Here is a 16449-nt window from a genome sequence, read left to right on the forward strand (position 1 = left end):
GCCTGATCAGACCAGATACCGTTCCCGATTCGAAGGCCATCCGTCGAAAGCGCTCGCGTCAACGTGCAGCGAAAATAGCGCTTACAGTATTTCCGCTCTTCGTTGCGTTCGATCGCCTTTGTCCCGTTTGCCATCAGAGAGGTCCTCCTTCAGCGCAGAGGTTCTCCTTCAGCGCAGCAATCTGCTTATTGGACGAGTTCGCCCAAGGGGTGTTTATCCGGAAGGAGTGCCTACAAAGGGATAGTTGTGCCGCTGGCGGTGAAGGGTCACGATAAGGCAGAGCCTTCCTCGTCGACCGATGCTCGCCAGTTCGGGACAGGCTGGCCACCATTGAAAGTGAAAGCCACGCGCCATGGCCATGGATGCAGAATACAATTCTGGGCCAGTCACTCCCTCGCCACAGGCGACCCGCCGCAGGGGGATGAAGGCCGTCCTGCTTGTCTTCGGGCTCTTCGGGGTCGCCGCCCTGGGAGGGGTCGCGATCAGAAACTTGGGCGCCACGGAGGATGTCTCCAGAGCCGTGATGCAGAAGGTCGAGGATGTCTCCGGCCCCATGGTGCAGAAGGTCGAGGATGTCTCCGAATCCGTGCTGCAGAAGGTCGAGGATGTCTCCGGAGCCGTGATGCAGAAGGTCGAGGATGTCTCCGGAGCCGTGGCGCAGAGGCTCGAGGATGTCTCGGGAGCCGCGGCGCAGAAACTGGAGGATGTCTCCGGAGCCGTGGTGCAGAAGGCGTCTGCTGCTATCGATAGCTGGCAAGAACAACCGGTCCACGCCACGGCCGAACCCTCCCGCGCAATCGTGTCGGGACGGGATGCGTCGGCGGTGGCGCCGGTCGAACGGAGCGCAGTCCCTGCGGTCCCCACTGGTGCCGAGCCCCCCAAAACCCTCAGCACGGGACCGGATGCATCGGCCGCGGCATTGGTCGAGCGGACTGTCGTCCCTGCCGTCCCCACCAGTGCCGAGCGCCCCAAAAACGTCAGCAAGGCGCCAGGCATGGCAGCCGGAGCCCTGTTCGGCGTCGGCGACCGCCTCAAGATCGCGTTCTACGAGCGCGTCGACGTCGAGGAAGACAAGTGGGGGGGAGCGTCCTCGGCCTCGGCCCTGCGCGGCCTCCTGCAGCGTCCGGAATTGAGCGGCGAATATACTGTCCAAGAGGACGGCACGATTTCCCTGCCCTTGCTCGGCTCCATTCCGGTCGCCAACCGGTCGACGCTACAGGTACAAGCCGACCTGATGGAAACGTTCGAGCAACTGCTAGGCCACAAGGGGCTGGTCAACATCCTGCCGCTGGAGCGCTCGCCTATTTACGTACTAGGGCCGGTCAAAAATCCAGGCTCGTTCAAGTACGCACCCGGCCTGACGATCCTGCACGCCATCGCGCTGGCCGGCGGACTCGACCGGGGCCAGAGCGAGCCATGGCAGAAGATCGAAGCCGTGCGTGAAACCCAGAAGCGTAGCGGGGCGATCGATGCCATGTTGAAGTTGCTCGCGCGCGCGGCGGTGCTGAAGGCCGAGCGCGACGGTATGGCGCCCGAGATCCCGCCCCAGTTGCTGGAGCTGGCCGGCGCGACCGAAGCCGCTAACCTCGTCAACGAGCAGAGCGACCGGCGCAAGGCCGTCGCCATGGCCCGCAAATATCGCGAGCGCGCGACCCTGAGTGCGCTGGAGGGGGCCAAGCAGGATGTTGTCGCGTATGGGCGCATGGAGTCGCTCGACGAACTCGTCAAGCTGCGCGAGGAGCGCGTCAAAAGCATGCGCACGCTCGTGGACCGCAAAGTTCTCAGCATGACGGTGATGAATCAGGTCCAGAGCGAGTTGTCCGACGCGGAACAGCGTCGGAGGGACGCCCTGAACCAGTACGCGACGGCCAAGCAGCGCCTCGCTTCGCTGGAGTCTGAGGCGTTGCAGACCCGGGCCGATCTCAGGAACGATCTGGAGGTCGAGATTGAGACCATGGAGAACCAGATCGCGGCCAATGTGCGCGAGTTGAACGCCAGCGAAGGCGTCCTGTACACGTTGCCGGTGACTCGCGCCCAGTTTGCGAAGGACGCAAACAGGCTAACCTATCGAATCGTGCGGCAATCGGCAGCCGGGCCGGTCAGCATCGGGTCCGGCGGGATGACCCTGTTGCAGCCAGGCGACCTCGTCAACATCATCGTGGACGAGAGCGAGCCAAGAGAGCCGGCCGGTTCACCGGTCCCGACTTCGTCGCCGACCGGCGAGAGCTTGCCGGCCGCGTCCAACTCCAACGATGTCGAACCCTCCCGCGTGGTGAGGGAGTAGAGGATCGGTCTGAATTGATGCCCACAGCAAGGGTGATTGTTCTGCACGGGAGGGCCCTTGCGCTGGGCCGCTCAGCTGCGACCTCGCCAGCCGGTCGCCATGATCTCATCGGACTCGGCCCCAAGAAGCGGCCAACTCGAATGGGGGCACGTGTTGACAAAGCTGAAGCCTGACTATGTTGCGATCCAGCGGCGCTGGAAGGATACACGGCAGCCTGAGCGCCTGATCGCGCACTACGAACTGGAACGCCGGCTCGCGGATCGGCTGCGGGCCGCCTCCCGCGACGAGCGCTTTCGACTCTATGCCGCGGTGTATTCGGAATTGTTCAACAGCCTGCCGGACCATCCGCAAAAAGCCGCCGTCGGCTCGCGCCCGAACCGGGTCGCGAAACAGGTCAGGGCCCTCAAGCCTCTAATGGGGCGCGGCGACGTGTACCTTGAGATCGGCTGCGGTGACTCCTCCCTGCCCTTCGCGCTATCCGCGACCACTCGTGAGGTGCTGGGCCTCGATGTCACGGACGCCTTGGTGGATTTCGCGGCCGCTCCGACCAATTTCCGCTTCCTGAAGACCGACGGGGTCGATATCCCACTCGCGGACAGCTCCGTCGATCTGGCGCATTCGGACCAGCTCATGGAGCATCTGCACGTGGAGGACGCCGAGGCCCAGCTCCGGGAGATCCACCGGGTGCTAAGGCCCGGCGGGCACTATGTGTGCACGACCCCGAGCAGTGTCACGGGGCCGCACGATGTGTCGGTGTTTTTCGACGAGGTGGCGACGGGCATGCACATGCGGGAATACGACTACCGTTCACTGCGCACCCTGATGCTCCAGGCGGGCTTTTGCCGGATCGAGTTCCCGTTGGTGGTCGCCGGATATTGGCTCGCCACGCCGCCCTACCGGCTCCTGCACGGCATCGAACGGGCTCTGCAATGGCTTCCAGCTCGGTTGCGGCGCAATCAATGGGCCGGCGTCCTGATGGGAATCACGGCAGTCGCCACCAAATAACAGCGCCGGACTTTTTCAGGGTGCGGGCGCGGCCGGGACCTTTAGGGCCTTGTCCTTCGACCTCACTCGCACCAGGGCGGGACCCCCGTCCAACAGGCGTTCCTTGAGCTTGAGTAGCGGTGACTCCATCAGGTACCACGAGGTCGCTGGAACCGCGACGCTCAGGACCAGGACGCAGATGCCCTGAGCCCAGACCGGGACGGATCCCATGCGCTCGATCACGGCGCTCGACTCGAAGATCCTCGGGAAGAACGCGTGTGTGAGATAGATGCCGTAGCTGATCTTGCCAATGAAGCGGACGAACGCGAACCCGCTGAACCACGCTAGCAGGCCAGGCAGGCCGGCATCGGCCACCACCACCAACCATGCGAAAAAGATCCCGACCGTCAGATTGAAAGTGAGGTGCCGCAGGATGCCGTCGCCCGCGAGGTACCACGCGACGCACTGGAACGCGAGGCATGCCAGGCCGACCCACCACCAGCCCAGACCGGCTCGGAGACGACGCCCTTCCCTCGACGCGGCATAGGATAACGCACCGATGAGGACACCAAACCCCAGGATCTCGAATTTGCCGAAGATCGAGAGCTCGAAGGCAAACCGGTCGATCGGGGTGGCCAGAACCAACGTGCGCAACAGGAAGCCGGTGCCGATCAGGAATACCCCCACTCGCACGGCATGGCGCCCGGACAGCAGAACCAGCATGGGCAGCAACAGGTAGAATTGCTCCTCCACGGCGAGGGACCAAAACACCAGGAGTGGGCCTCCGGTCGCCGCGAGGTAATTGCTCGTGTAGGTGAGATGCCAGACAATGAAGTCGTGAACCTCGGGCACGCCCAGCACGAACAGGACCAGCAGGGTCAAATAGTAGGCCGGCATCAGCCGAACCGCGCGGCCGAGATAGAACCTGCGGATGACTTCGCCAGCAGGGGCTTGCTCCAGTCTGAACAGCAAGTTGCGCGTGATCAGGAAGCCACTCAGGACGAAGAACAGTTGGACCCCCAGCGCTCCCGCCCCGATGGGGAAGTGCGTTCTGACCCACGGCCCGCCGAAGTGCTCCACGCCGACGAGTCCGATCGCGATGGCCCGCAGGCCATCCAATTGCGGTCGATAACCCTGCGCCATGATTGGTGTCTCCTCAAGTCTGGAGCGGCGATGCGGTCGGTCGGTCGTGCGCCGGGCCGGCGGCAGACCCCAGTTTCATCGCGAAGGCCAAAATCAGGGCCGCACACGCACCCTCGATGCTGATGGCGAGCGTCCAGCCTAGGACCAGGCCTTGAAGTCCATCAAGCTTCGCCCCCGCGACCGCGAAGCACAGTTCCATTAATCCGCCAAGGGCGAACCAGCGAGATGCCTTGCGCATCTTACCGCTCAGCCGCGCCAGCGTGCAGGCATGAAATTTGAGCGTTAAGCCCAGCAGGCTAAAGCCGAGAAAGCGCAGGCTCGAACCAGCGATTTCATGATAGGCCGGATTGAAGACCGCAAGGATCTCCTCAGAATAGGTGAAGACGAAGGCGGCGCAGACCACTGAGAAGAGCAATGATGCCATGAGCGACAAAAGGAAGTTGTGCTTGGATTGTTTCGGGCTTGCTCTGACCACGGGAAACAGGACCGTAGCCATGGCTGCGGGAACGAGCGATGCTATCGATACCAGCATCCACAACGATATGAAGGCGGCATTGATGGCCGGCGACAGCACAATCAGCACAAGGTACGGCATGATGACGCCCGGGGTCTGCAAGGCCACATCGAGCGTGTAGTGGTCGAACACCTTGCGTCGCAGCGTATGCAGCAGCTGGAAATCGGGGAACCCAACGAGGTGACGCGCGCCGCCCCGGGTCAACAGATCGACGCCGATCCAGGACGCCAGGATGCCGGCCACCCAAGTAAGAAGAATCGCGGCATTGGAGGCGTAGCCAGCGGCTGCTGCGGCGCCGATCAGCATCAGCTTGAACGTGGAGAACAGCATTTGCCGGGTCATCCTGCCGGTGCTGCGCAAGTTGCCGACAAGCGCTTGATCGGCCACCGCGCTGAAAACGGTCAGGCAGCAGCCGAGAACGAACGCAACGCCCTCGACCCAACCGTCGATCGGCCCGGTCGAGCTGTTGAGATACCCCTCCCCGAAGACAAACAACAAGGCAAAGCCAACCGCCAGTGCCACCCCGACGCACGCGGCCGCGGCCACGAGGCCGCGCTCCTTGCCGGGGTGCTGAACGATTTCGCCCATCAACAGGGTCCCGAGCCCGGCCTCCCCCAACAGACCGACGAGCCCCATCACGGACAGGAGGGCGGAGGCCTTGCCGATCACCTCCGGCGGAAACAGCCGGGCGGCGAGCCACCAATAGACAAACCCAAGACCGGCCGCTGCGATCGTTCCGATCGCCAGAGCGCCGGAATTCGTGACGAGCGTGGCGCTCTTTTGAAGCGCCCGGCGCACGCGAATAAGGGCAGTCTCGGCGAGATCTACCGGCATGAGGGCTCTTCCCGAGGCGGCGCCGGCACCGCGGACCTGCTGGCAGCTGGGCGCAGGACATCCCGGTAGACCTGCTCGATCCGGGTCACAACCGCTCCGGCCCTGAGGCGCCCCACCCTGGCGAGGCTTGTCGCCTCCAGGCGGGCCAGCAGGGCGCGGTCGTCCAGAAGTGTTTGCATCGCGTGGGCCAGGGCATGCGCGTCACCGGGCGGCACGAGCAGGCCTGTTTCGCCATGATCGACGAGATCCGGCATGCCGCCGACGTCGGTTGCGACGACTGCCTTGCCGGACGCCATCGCTTCCATGATGACCGTCGCGCAGGCCTCGGGTCCGACCGATGGCAGCACGCCGAACAGGGAGTGCCGCCATGCATGCATGATGGCGGAATGCGGCCACGTATTGAACACGCGGACGTTCGGCGGAAACTCGGTTGGCGTATCGGCGAGCCGGCGCCCGATCAGGACCAATTGCGGCGCCCGCTTCAAGCCGGCATAGGCGTGCAGAAGGACGTCAATGCCCTTGAGGCGCATCATGTCGCCGACGAACAGGATGAATCCATCCCCGGGTAGCTCCCGCAGGCAGGGATCTTCGGGGCCAAGCACCCCGACATCGTCGGGCACGAAGTTGGGGATGACCTCATAGGGGGCGCGGCCTAGGGCGAGTCCGGTGTGATGCGCCACCGCGTGGCTCACCGCGATGAAGCGGTCCACCACGCGCCGAGCGGCGAAGCTCGACGCCCAGTTGCCCAACGTGGTCGCTGCTGCCTTCACGGCCCCGTAATGCCCTGTGGCGCAGGATAGGCACTTGGCCGGCGCGGGGCCATAGCAAAGATGGGTGCCCAAGTGCATGAAGTTTTTCTTGGCGCAGACAAGGCCGTAGTCGTGGAGCGTTACCACGAGGCGTGCCCCACTCAGAACTTTGAGCGGCAGGAAGGACGCGTAGATCCAGTTATGGGCATGGACGATGTCCGGCCTCTCCTGGGCGACCAGCCGCTTCAGGGCTAGCACCAGTTCGGGATCTGGGAAGGGCGGTGCATGGTGGCGCTCGGGATCGGTGTGGAGGCCTGACAGACGCTGGAGCGTGCCGCGCAGGCGATGCACGCGGACCGCGCCGTCCAGCTCGGTTTCGGGCGATCCGGGATGCATCAAGGTACCAACGCTCACATGATGGCCCCGCTGCGCCAACGCCGCGCCGAGATTGCGGACGTGCCGCTCCTCTCCCCCCAATACCGGGGGATAGAACTGCGACAGCAGCAGGATGCGCATGGTCGAGCCTCGTTTCAGATGGGTGGCACCAGTGTCGAAACGCTGCGATAGAGTAGGTCATTGTCCGGCCGATAGAGTCGCGCCTCGGCCGTCTGGCGAGTTGCCAAGACGGGCACCGGGATTTCCCGCACCCAGGTGTCGCCCGGCGCGACGGTGAGCGATCGGAAGATGGCGAACGTTTGCCCGTCGAGGGTGATTTCCAGATCGAATCGCTCAGCTTGGGTCTCGGCGTTTCTGATGCCGACGGTAAGTTTGCCGGGCTCGCCATTGGGCGATGGCAACATCCAGAACTCGGTGTATTTGAATTGCCGGTAGGTCGCTTCGTCCCGGACGGCCAGCGCATAAGCTCCGGTCGCCACCAGCACCGCTAGGATCAGTGCGGCCCCCTGCCAGAGCCGGAGCCGCGGCGGAGCCGGCCAGGGTGGCCGATCGGGGGCGTCGCGGCGGACGGCCACCAGCGCCGCGGCGGCCGTCACAGCCCAGAACCACACCGCCCAGCCGAGCGGTGTGAGGAAGCCTGCGGCGTTCAGGGCAAAGCCCCCGGCGATACCGGCAGCCAGGCTTGCTCCGACCGCGTAGACGAGGTGTTCCGACACGGAGGTGGTCCTCATGCCAAGGGCCCGCAGCACCGCGTGGCCCGAGACGAGGAACACCATGGGCGCGCCCAGGAGGGTACGGAGGAGCAAGCTGTCGCTGACCGCAACGGCCGCCACCGTGGCCCCTGCCCACAGGCAGGCGGCCGGAAGGTCCCGGTTGCTAGGAATTCCCATGTAATCCCCTCACGTCGTAGATGACGATCCAGCCGTTGTCGTAGATGCGGGTGACGCCCTTGATGTCATTGAACTTGAGCAGCTCTGCGCCCGAGAGCGGAGTTCCCTCCTGCGCTTGCCACGGCTCGAAGTAGAAGCCGAGCACCGGGGGGCCTGTGGACAGGCGCAGATCCACCAGCAGGAAATCGATATCGCTCCTGGCCAGGGCGTAAAGCTCGTCGGGCCCCAATTCCTTGGTCTCGAAAATGCGCGCGGCATCGATGCCTTCGACGATGTTGACCCTGGCATCCTGCCGCCCGTAGCCGGCGAGCAGCAGACGATTGATGCGGTCGGCGGTGAAGCGATTGCCGGCCTTGAGCCGTTCCTTGGTCCACAGCGCGGTTTCGATCCCCATGGATTCGATCGATTGCTGGTCGGCCGCCACCCTGTAGGGTCCACGCAACGGTTCGAGCGCAGCGCTCGTGACGCCGCCCAGGACGATGACCGCCAGAGCAACGGCCGGTGCGACGCGGCGCCACCTGCGTGGCGTGCAACCCTGCCAGAAGTGGACAATGCTTACCGCGACGACCAGCCCGACGGCGATGAACACGAACGTTCCCATGCGGTTGCCGATTTCCCATCCGGCGATGGTCATCCGGAAGGCCACCGAGACCGGAAACCCGAAGGCCAACAAGGTGAGGAGCATTATGCGGCTGTCGCGCCAGCGGCCCTTGAGGATGTCCTGGATCGAACGCCAACCTGCCCGCGCACCACTCGGCGCCGCCATGGCCAGCGATCGAAAGAATCCGGTCGCCAGCCCGAGTGCCAACAGCAGGATCGCGAGCAAGGTAGTCAGCCGCATGCCTAGAGGCTGGGTCGGGGCTCCGAGGTGCTCCGATCGTGGGGTGGCGGCGCCCATGATTTTTCCGAGCAACGTCTTGAAGCCGGTTTCGACCACAGGGCCGAGATAGCCTGCGAGAGGGTTGCCACGGGCCTGCATCCAAAGGAGCGGCAGGGCTATGGCCAGGATCGCCACGAAGCCTGCGGCGGTCCTAGTCTTAATCTGCGAAGGGCCGTGCCGGCGCAAAGCCTCGAGTGCCGCCAGCGCTCCGAAGTACATCGCGGTGACGGCGGCCGAGAGGTGGTGCGTGACCGCAAGGCTCGCCAACAGCAAGGCAATCAGCCCGAGCGCCTTCAGCCTCGGTCGCCCGACGAGATCCTTGGACGCTGCTTCGACCGCGAAGGTGAGCACGCACAGCACAATGCCGAGGCTCTCGTAGGAGAACATCGACTCGAACAGCACGTAGGTTGAGCAGCCCATATAGACCAGACAGGCGATGGCCGAGATGCGCGGCGATCCGGCGATGCTTTCGAAGAATAGAAACAGAGCACCGATGAACGTGCCCCTGAGGACGGCCAACAATAGAGTCCCGGCCACAAACAATGGCAATCCGGTCAGATTGACGATCGCCGTCGTCAGAATTTCCAGGGCGGGATACGCTGGCCCGATCGGGAGAAGCGGGTTGGACAGAAATAGCCGGTGGGCCGTCATGAGATCGTCGGATGCGATCCAGTGTAAGAACTCGTCGTGATTGATGAAGTTCGTCGGGGAATAGACTGCCTTGTAATAGAACAGGGCTTCGGCGAGCAGAAACAGGAGGAAGAGGCGCTCACCCCGAGCTACCATCGGCCAAGCTATGCGAAGGCTGGTTGGGACGACCAGGAGGACGACACCGGACCAGAAGAACAGCGGCGCCACGTCATAGCCCCGGCGCCCGGCCGCGTGCCCGGCCACGACCAGGAGCAGAGCCGTGGAGACGGTCAGGCACAGAACCGCGATCCATCCGGAATTGGCCCGTTGCGGCGGGGGATCGGCGCTGTCGCCGCGAAGGTCGGGACCGATAACGGCCGAGACGAATCGTATCCCGGCTTGGAGCGGATTGATCCTGGTTCCCGCGGTCAAATGAGCCGGCATCATCAGCGTCATGCCCTTGTCGCAGGAGGCCACGACGTCACGCCGCCGGGGGACAAGCGGACCGTGGATCGGCTCCTCAGGACATCACAATAAACGTCGCTCAGCGCTTGCGCGCAGACATCCCAGTCCGGCAGCGCCAAATCCGGGACCTCCCGATTGGCCTCCAGTTCTTCGGCCATGGCGACGGCCAGCTCTCCAGGACCGGCGTTGCGCGGAATCGCCCGGCACAGGCCATTGGCGGCCAGCTCCCCCAGACCGGACGTGTCGCTGACGAGGACCGGACGGCGCAGCGACAGGGCTTCCATCACGGCGATCGGATGGGCTTCGTATTCGCTGAACAGCACGAATAGCGCGGCGCTCGCCAGGAGGTCAGCCATTTTCTGCCGATCGGATCCAGGGATGCTGGCGATAGTGACCCGCTTCTCGAGGCCGAGTGTCGCGACGAGGCGCCGCAATTCTCCCTCGTACGGGCCTGTTCCGACGATGTGCAGTCGCGCGTCTGGCACCCGGCGGATCAGTTCGGGCAAGGCCGCGATCGCCCGGTGATGGCCCTTGTAGCGCTCCAGCCTGCCGCCCGAGACGATCAGGTGCGGATCGACCTTGATGCCGGGGCTCGGAGCCGGCATCGCGGCGCCGTTCGGGATGACGACAAACCGTTCGCGCGGCACGCGCATCCTGGCGCTGAAGAAGTTGGCCTCGAATTCGGAAACGCCGATCAGCCGCGCGGCCCGGGCCACCAGCGGTCGAAGCAGCGCGTGCTGGGTGCCGCGCACGGCCTTGCGCAGCCGGGAGGAATGCCCGCCGCTGTGAAAGGTCAGGATGAACGGCAGGTCCTCGCGGACGGCTGCGAGCAGCCCGATCGGCGCCACGAACGTGTTGTAACCTTGGAAATGGATCAGATCCCAAGCCCCGCGCCGGATCGCGCTATAAACGCCGGGCGCAACATAGATGTCCCGTCCCCTCGGCCAGGCCGGCACGCGCTGCACGCGCATGCCGCGCACCTCCTCCTCGACCGGCAACTCCCCCGAGGGATCGGTGGTGAGCACGTCGACGACGTGGCCGCGCGCCGCCAAGCGAGGACCGACCTCCTGGATGTGAGTTTCGATGCCGCCCATGAAGGGGTAGCAGCGAGCGGCAACCATCAGGATTCGCATCGGGCTTATCCAACGACATCACAGGCTGTCGCGCTCCGCCTGCGCTGTTGGTGCACCCTCTCGCGCAGGATGGTTTTCAGGACGCGCCAGCCGTCCGGGATGGCGCGCAGATGGCTCACACCGCTGATGCGCGAAGCCTCGAAACTCGCCACCTCGACGATATTGAGGTGGTTCTTCAACGCCCGCACGTTGATGAGGGTCTCGATCTCGAACCCATCGCAGTCGCAGTCCAGCGTGGCGACGTGCCTGGTCCAGAAGGCTATGTATCCGTAGCATAGATCGGAGAACCAACCGCCATAGAGCAGCCGCACGAACAGGGTCAGCCCCCTGTTGCCGAACATCCGGAACAGCGACATGTCGTCGGTGCCGGCGCCCTGGATGAAGCGTGAACCCTTGACGAGATCCGCGCCGGCCATCAACGCACTGACAAAGACGATCGCCTCCTCCGGGACCATCGAGCCGTCAGCATCCAGCATGACGATGATGTCGCCTGTGGCCGCCTGAAATCCCGCTTGCAGTGCGGCGCCCTTGCCCCGCCGCGGCTCCATGACAATCTTCACGTCCTCGCGCAGGCGGCGCGCGACCGCGACCGTCTCGTCGGTCGAACGACCGTCCACGATGATGACCTCATGCGCCCAGTTGGGGATGCGCGGCAGAAGCCAAGGGAGGTTGTCGGCTTCATTGAGCGTCGGGATGATGAAGCTGACTCGGGGTAGAGTCAGCGAGCGCCGCAGCGCGACATTGATTGGGTCAGGCGGCAATACGGCGCCGACCCGGGCGAGAATGCTGGAGACAGGCGCATTCATGGCAGCGCCTCAAGGTCGAGCGATGGCACCCGGGGAGCGGGCTGGAAGCGCGCCAGGACTGCCGATAGGTGTCGGGCGAGATGACGGGCCGGGTGATAGGTCCCGTATACGAACCGACACACCGGGCCGAAGCTGTTCGCGGCGGCGGGACCGATGAAATGCAAGCCAGGCACCGACGTCTCGTAATGGGCTGATAGCTGCGGCGCGCCCTCAACCAAGCGGATCTGGCGCAACAGCGTTGGGTTCAGGAAACCTAGCCGGCCCACATCAATCTTGTACCCGGTGGCGAAGATGACGTGGTCGGCCCGCATCGAATGCCCCGCGCCGCTGGCGTCCCTCAAAGCGAGTAGCACCTTGCCGTCGCGTGTCTCGATGCTCTGAAGGGTGCGACCGAGCCACACAGGCACTCTCCCGATAACCCGGTCCTTCATGAAAGCGCCGCCAAGGGGGCCCAGCGCCCTGATGTTGGCGAGTCGGACTCGCAGATCCTTCGACAGAAGCCGGATCAATTGCGGAAATTTGGCGCAGGTCGCCAAGGTCCAGCCGTGGCCGATGCCGTTCATCGGAGCGGTAATGCGCTCGAATCGGGTTCGGGGGTGAGGGTAGCCGGCAAAATCCAGCTGCGGTCGGCGCACAACGAGCGAAACCGAGACCCCGCGTTCGTAGAGCAGCGCCGCCAGATCGGACGCCGATGATCCGGATCCAACCACGATGATTTCCTTGCCATCCAGCGGCTGCAGAGAGCCATACTCACCGCTGTGCGAGCATAGATCGGCGGGCAGATGCACGGCCTGGTGCGGCAAGCGTTTGAACGGATGTAGGCCGACGGCTACGACCACGCGGCGCGCATGAACTATCTCGCCGTCATCGAAAGTGGCGTGAAAGCAGCCGGCGCCGGGCTCCAGCGCCACCAAAGTCTTGCGCTCAACCGCAGGGACGTAACGCCTCTGAAAGGCTTCGCCGTACTCGATAAACCGGCCGAGCGAGAGCGGAAGCAGCTCGTCATGATAGGCCAGGGCGCGTTCGGCGCAGAACGTCTTCAGGGCGAATTCTGACCGCGGATCCGACAGGCTCGACGCCCAGGGGTAGGACTTGAGCAGCATACCAGGAGGCATGTTGTGCTTCCATGACCCCATGAGCTCCCCGAAAATCCGGTGCTCGACATCTCGCGCACGTAAATGCGCGGCCAGCGACAGACCGTAGGGGCCAGCTCCAATGACCGCCACATCCACGGATGTGCTTAATCTAGCCATGTGCAGACTCCCCGGAAATGAAATCAAGATGATATGAAATAAGATTGAGACTTACAGGGCCTCTTCATCTTTAGTTAGGCGAGCATTACTGATGCATATCTGAAATGGAAGAACGATAGATGGCTAGAGAAAACCAATAGATGATTAGCTCTTTGGGGGTATCCCCGTCAGGTTATTTCCAGCCCGTAGCACCAGCGCGGATAGTACGGCAGCGGCACCGATCACCTTCAGCAGCTGTGTTGGCTGCGTTGCCAAACCCGTTTGGACCTCTGGGGCCACCTTCAACGCCAGCGAGGACATTCATCGACCCGCGGCCGGCACTTAGCTCACAAGCGACAATTTCTACCGAGTGAGTGGTGCACAAGGCAGCGAAGATCACCGGCGCGATGAAATGAACGCCCAGCGCAACGCCGACGTGGCCACCGGCCAGAATCTGCGACGTGCAGGTGGGCTCGCTCCTTCGCTCGGCGGTGATTTCCGAGCTACCACTTGTTCTGTGCCCGAAAAGGGTCGAGCGCGCGCGCCCTTGGCAGGAGGGTACCTTTCGCTAGACCAGCTGGCTAAGGGTAGCTAAACCGGACGCGAGACCGGCCAGGAGAGGGGCTGCCCATGCGGTCCCGAGACCGGCGCATCGGATACAAGCAACCGATACGAGGTCGTGACCTCTCGCAGACCCCCGATATGACCGAACAAGTCGATCACCTCCAGGCCGGACCGCCGGTTATAGGTGTGGCACCCGAAGGCTCCGGACCGAATGCGACCGACCGGTGTCTGGGCAAATTCCGACTCGCCGAGCGCATCGATCCGGCAGAACGTCACCGCGCCGCCATAGCCGCGCGAGCAGTCTTGGACCGGGCGTAGCATCCGTCCGCCGTGTTGGATGACGGCGCCTGCGGGGCGGCTGAGCGTGGCATCGAGCAGGACGGGGTTTGCGGCGTGGGGCGTCCAGGACCCGGTCAGGCTCTCGGCACGGTAGAGGCTGAGAACATCCCAGGACGTGGACCTCCACAGCCTTGGGCTGACGAAAAACCAGAAGCCGCCCTCATGGCAGAGCGGCGTGGTATCGTAGCCCTCGATCCCCTCGATGAGGCAGGCCTCCCGCGTCCACCGGTAAGGGAATTCCACTGCCCTGTAGAGGCTGACATTCCTGGCCGCCCCCGATTCGGGGATCATCCAGATCTGCCCGTCCTGCTCGAACACGAACGGGTATGAGAGGTGATGCGGTTCCTCCAAGACGATCTGGGGTGCGCCGACGGTCCCGTTCCGGTCCGCTGCCACGACCGCAATGCACCCCCGGTTCTTCGAGTAGAGGTACTTTTCGACAAATATGAAATCCTGCCCCTGGTGCCGGAACGGGAACGGATCGGCAAGGTAGCTGTCGGTGTCCCCGGTAAGCACCCGGAATGCTGCGTCGCCTTTGTCGAGCAGGCCCGCCGATTCGTCGAAGCGCCAGCCAATCCCCCACCTCATGCCGCCTCTCGCCAGGATGTCCAAGAACCTGATTGCCTTCGATGTCACTGTGCGCGTCGCTCTTGCAAGGACCGAAAGCGCGCCGAGTGAAGGCACGGCCGTGCGCGGGCCGGGGACACCGGACGCAGCTGAACCGGTTTCCTCGCGCAAGGCTTTTAGGATCAGCGCCACAGCGCAGGAGAGGACGCTATCGAGGCTCGCTGCGAACACTTCACGGTCTACATTGGCCGGACGCGCCATCCACGGCTGCGACGGGCGAGCCGTGTCGTGCAGGTCGACGAGAAGGTCCTGATCGTTCGCCAAGGCCGCCATGACTCCGATCTCGCCGGGTACGCTGTTGAAGAGCGGCGTCAGCACGCGCCGTCCCGACGGGAGGGGCTCCTCTCCGCTCAAATCGATCACCACGTCCACTTGGTCGGCCGGAGGCGGCGGCAGGCACCGCAGCGCCGCCTCGACGGGGTCGGTGGCGCCGTTGACACCTAAGCCATAGACTAGTCGTTCGAGTTCGAGCAGCAGACGGAAGATCAACGGCAGCGGGCGGCAGCCGGCCGCGAAAGCGCAGGAGACATCGTTGCCGGGCACTTCAGCAAGCGCCTCCGCCAGCCACAGATGCCAGCGCAGCGGCCGCGACGGATCGAGACTCAAACAAATGCGCATTGTTGTTCTCACGGCAGATTCAAGGAGACGACAGCTTTGACGAGAACCACCTCGAGCGAGGCGCCTTGCCAGCTGTCCGCCGCGAGCCCGCGAGCCAGGGAGGCAGACAAAAAGCCACAGCGCGCGCCACGTCGCAAGGATAATGCACCAGGGCCGGCAGCGGATCGTCCCGGCGCCAGAAGCCATCCACCACGACAGAGTGAGGCGGGATCGGCTTCGCGCCAAAGCGGATCCGCTCGATCCATGAGCCCTGCCAGACCACGCGACCGTCACCCGGGCCGGCCGGCAATGGCTGCAGGTCGAGTTCGTGCCGATAGGCTATCAGGGGGATATTGACGCCGACGAGCGTCGCCAACTCCTCCTGCCAGTCCGTGCGCCCGACCGTCGGCTCTATTATCAGAAAGCGTCCGCTCCTGGTATCCTGCTTGTACTCGATGCCGCCAAATCCGAAGTAGTTAACCTGATCGAGGAGGTCTTTCGTGGTGCGTTCCAACTCCTCGTTTACTGCGGCCGTACAGAACGCCGTGCTCCCGGTGCCCGGCGGGGTGCTGGCGAGTTTTTGCCCGGTGAACATGCCGAGCGTCTCGCCGTTGCGTCCCCGGTAGAACAGACAGAAATAGATGTTGTCGTCCGGTCCCTCGATGGTCTCCTGCACCAGGACCTCGCCGGCCTGAGCCAGCAGCTTCTCCGCGGCCGAGAGGGCATCAGCGTAGCTCTCCGCGGTGATCAGGCGGGGAGCATGCCCCTCGTGGAAGTGGCGCTTGTCGGCAGGTTTCAGGATCATTGGCAGGCGGAGCGACGTGACCTTGCGAACGCCCGCGAGATCCCGCACGACCACGCCGTTCGGCACTGGCCAGCCATGCTCCCCGGCGCTCTCGTGGAACCTGGCTTTGTCGTGCAGCATAATAACCGTATCGTGAGTTGGGAGGCGGAAATGGTAAAACTCCTCCAGCTCTTTTCGGTATTCCGAGATCGTAAGAAGTGCCAGCTCATCCGTGATGACCAGGAAGGGCCGCTCGCCGATCCGCCTCCGAAGTTTGCGGAGGAAGTCCAGGAAGCTAGGGCCATGCAGGGAGTCTGCCAGGACCGGGTGGGCGTAGCGCGACCACAGCGCCGGGTTCGATCGCTTGCGGTCGACCACCCACACGGGCATCCCGCCCAGGGCAAGGCTGCGGCACACGCCAAGCCCGTTCAGCTCCCCACCTATTACCACAGCGGGGACTCGCCAGTGCGAAGAGCCGAACTCTTGGTTGGGAGCGATGTCTGGCAGCATGGGTTCCATACTCGAGCGACCGCAATCGGCCAAGCACCACTATGCCCGATTGACGCCGGACTGTGCGAGGCCGCCAGAGGGGGTAATC

General features: G+C 64.0%; 12 protein-coding genes. 2 read left to right on the plus strand and 10 right to left on the minus strand.

Annotated features, from left to right (window positions below):
• Window positions 1-421: 421 nt before the first annotated feature.
• Window positions 422-2284: a polysaccharide biosynthesis/export family protein gene (locus NKH70_RS32385; RefSeq protein WP_353027212.1), complete on the plus strand. Its 1863-nt coding sequence runs from the start codon at window positions 422-424 to the stop codon at window positions 2282-2284.
• A gap of 153 nt (window positions 2285-2437) precedes the next feature.
• Complete coding sequence (locus NKH70_RS32390) at window positions 2438-3289, plus strand: class I SAM-dependent methyltransferase (protein WP_353027213.1); 852 nt, start codon at window positions 2438-2440, stop codon at window positions 3287-3289.
• Between the two features lie 15 nt (window positions 3290-3304).
• Here the strand turns inward: NKH70_RS32390 and NKH70_RS32395 are convergent, their stop codons facing one another.
• From NKH70_RS32395 to NKH70_RS32440, 10 genes are all read right to left on the minus strand, one after another.
• Window positions 3305-4411: an acyltransferase family protein gene (locus tag NKH70_RS32395; protein ID WP_353027214.1), complete on the minus strand. Its 1107-nt coding sequence runs from the start codon at window positions 4409-4411 to the stop codon at window positions 3305-3307.
• 13 nt (window positions 4412-4424) lie between these two features.
• Entirely contained in the window at window positions 4425-5759 is a 1335-nt protein-coding gene (locus tag NKH70_RS32400; protein WP_353027215.1) for a lipopolysaccharide biosynthesis protein, read from the minus strand.
• A complete protein-coding gene (locus NKH70_RS32405) occupies window positions 5750-7024 on the minus strand; it encodes a glycosyltransferase family 4 protein (RefSeq protein WP_353027216.1) in 1275 nt (424 codons plus the stop codon). Before NKH70_RS32405 ends, NKH70_RS32400 begins: the two co-directional genes overlap by 10 nt.
• 14 nt (window positions 7025-7038) lie before the next feature.
• Window positions 7039-7680, minus strand: coding sequence for a hypothetical protein (locus tag NKH70_RS32410; protein WP_353027217.1), 642 nt, complete (start codon window positions 7678-7680; stop codon window positions 7039-7041).
• Between the two features lie 100 nt (window positions 7681-7780).
• Entirely contained in the window at window positions 7781-9760 is a 1980-nt protein-coding gene (locus tag NKH70_RS32415) for a putative glycosyltransferase family protein (RefSeq protein ID WP_353027218.1), read from the minus strand.
• Complete coding sequence (locus NKH70_RS32420; protein WP_353027219.1) at window positions 9757-10902, minus strand: glycosyltransferase family 4 protein; 1146 nt, start codon at window positions 10900-10902, stop codon at window positions 9757-9759. Before NKH70_RS32420 ends, NKH70_RS32415 begins: the two co-directional genes overlap by 4 nt.
• A gap of 5 nt (window positions 10903-10907) precedes the next feature.
• Window positions 10908-11708 (minus strand): glycosyltransferase family 2 protein, encoded by an 801-nt coding sequence (locus NKH70_RS32425; RefSeq protein ID WP_353027220.1) that lies wholly within the window; start codon window positions 11706-11708, stop codon window positions 10908-10910.
• Window positions 11705-12940: an NAD(P)-binding domain-containing protein gene (locus NKH70_RS32430; protein WP_353027221.1), complete on the minus strand. Its 1236-nt coding sequence runs from the start codon at window positions 12938-12940 to the stop codon at window positions 11705-11707. Before NKH70_RS32430 ends, NKH70_RS32425 begins: the two co-directional genes overlap by 4 nt.
• A gap of 591 nt (window positions 12941-13531) precedes the next feature.
• Window positions 13532-15088: a glucosamine inositolphosphorylceramide transferase family protein gene (locus NKH70_RS32435; RefSeq protein ID WP_353027222.1), complete on the minus strand. Its 1557-nt coding sequence runs from the start codon at window positions 15086-15088 to the stop codon at window positions 13532-13534.
• Between the two features lie 19 nt (window positions 15089-15107).
• Window positions 15108-16361 carry a carboxylate--amine ligase gene (locus NKH70_RS32440; protein WP_353027223.1) on the minus strand — a complete coding sequence of 418 codons (1254 nt, stop codon included), beginning with the start codon at window positions 16359-16361 and terminating at the stop codon, window positions 15108-15110.
• Between the last annotated feature and the right edge of the window lie 88 nt (window positions 16362-16449).

The sequence above is a fragment of the Mesorhizobium sp. M0991 genome, from assembly GCF_040318915.1.
Classification (GTDB): Bacteria; Pseudomonadota; Alphaproteobacteria; order Rhizobiales; family Rhizobiaceae; genus Mesorhizobium.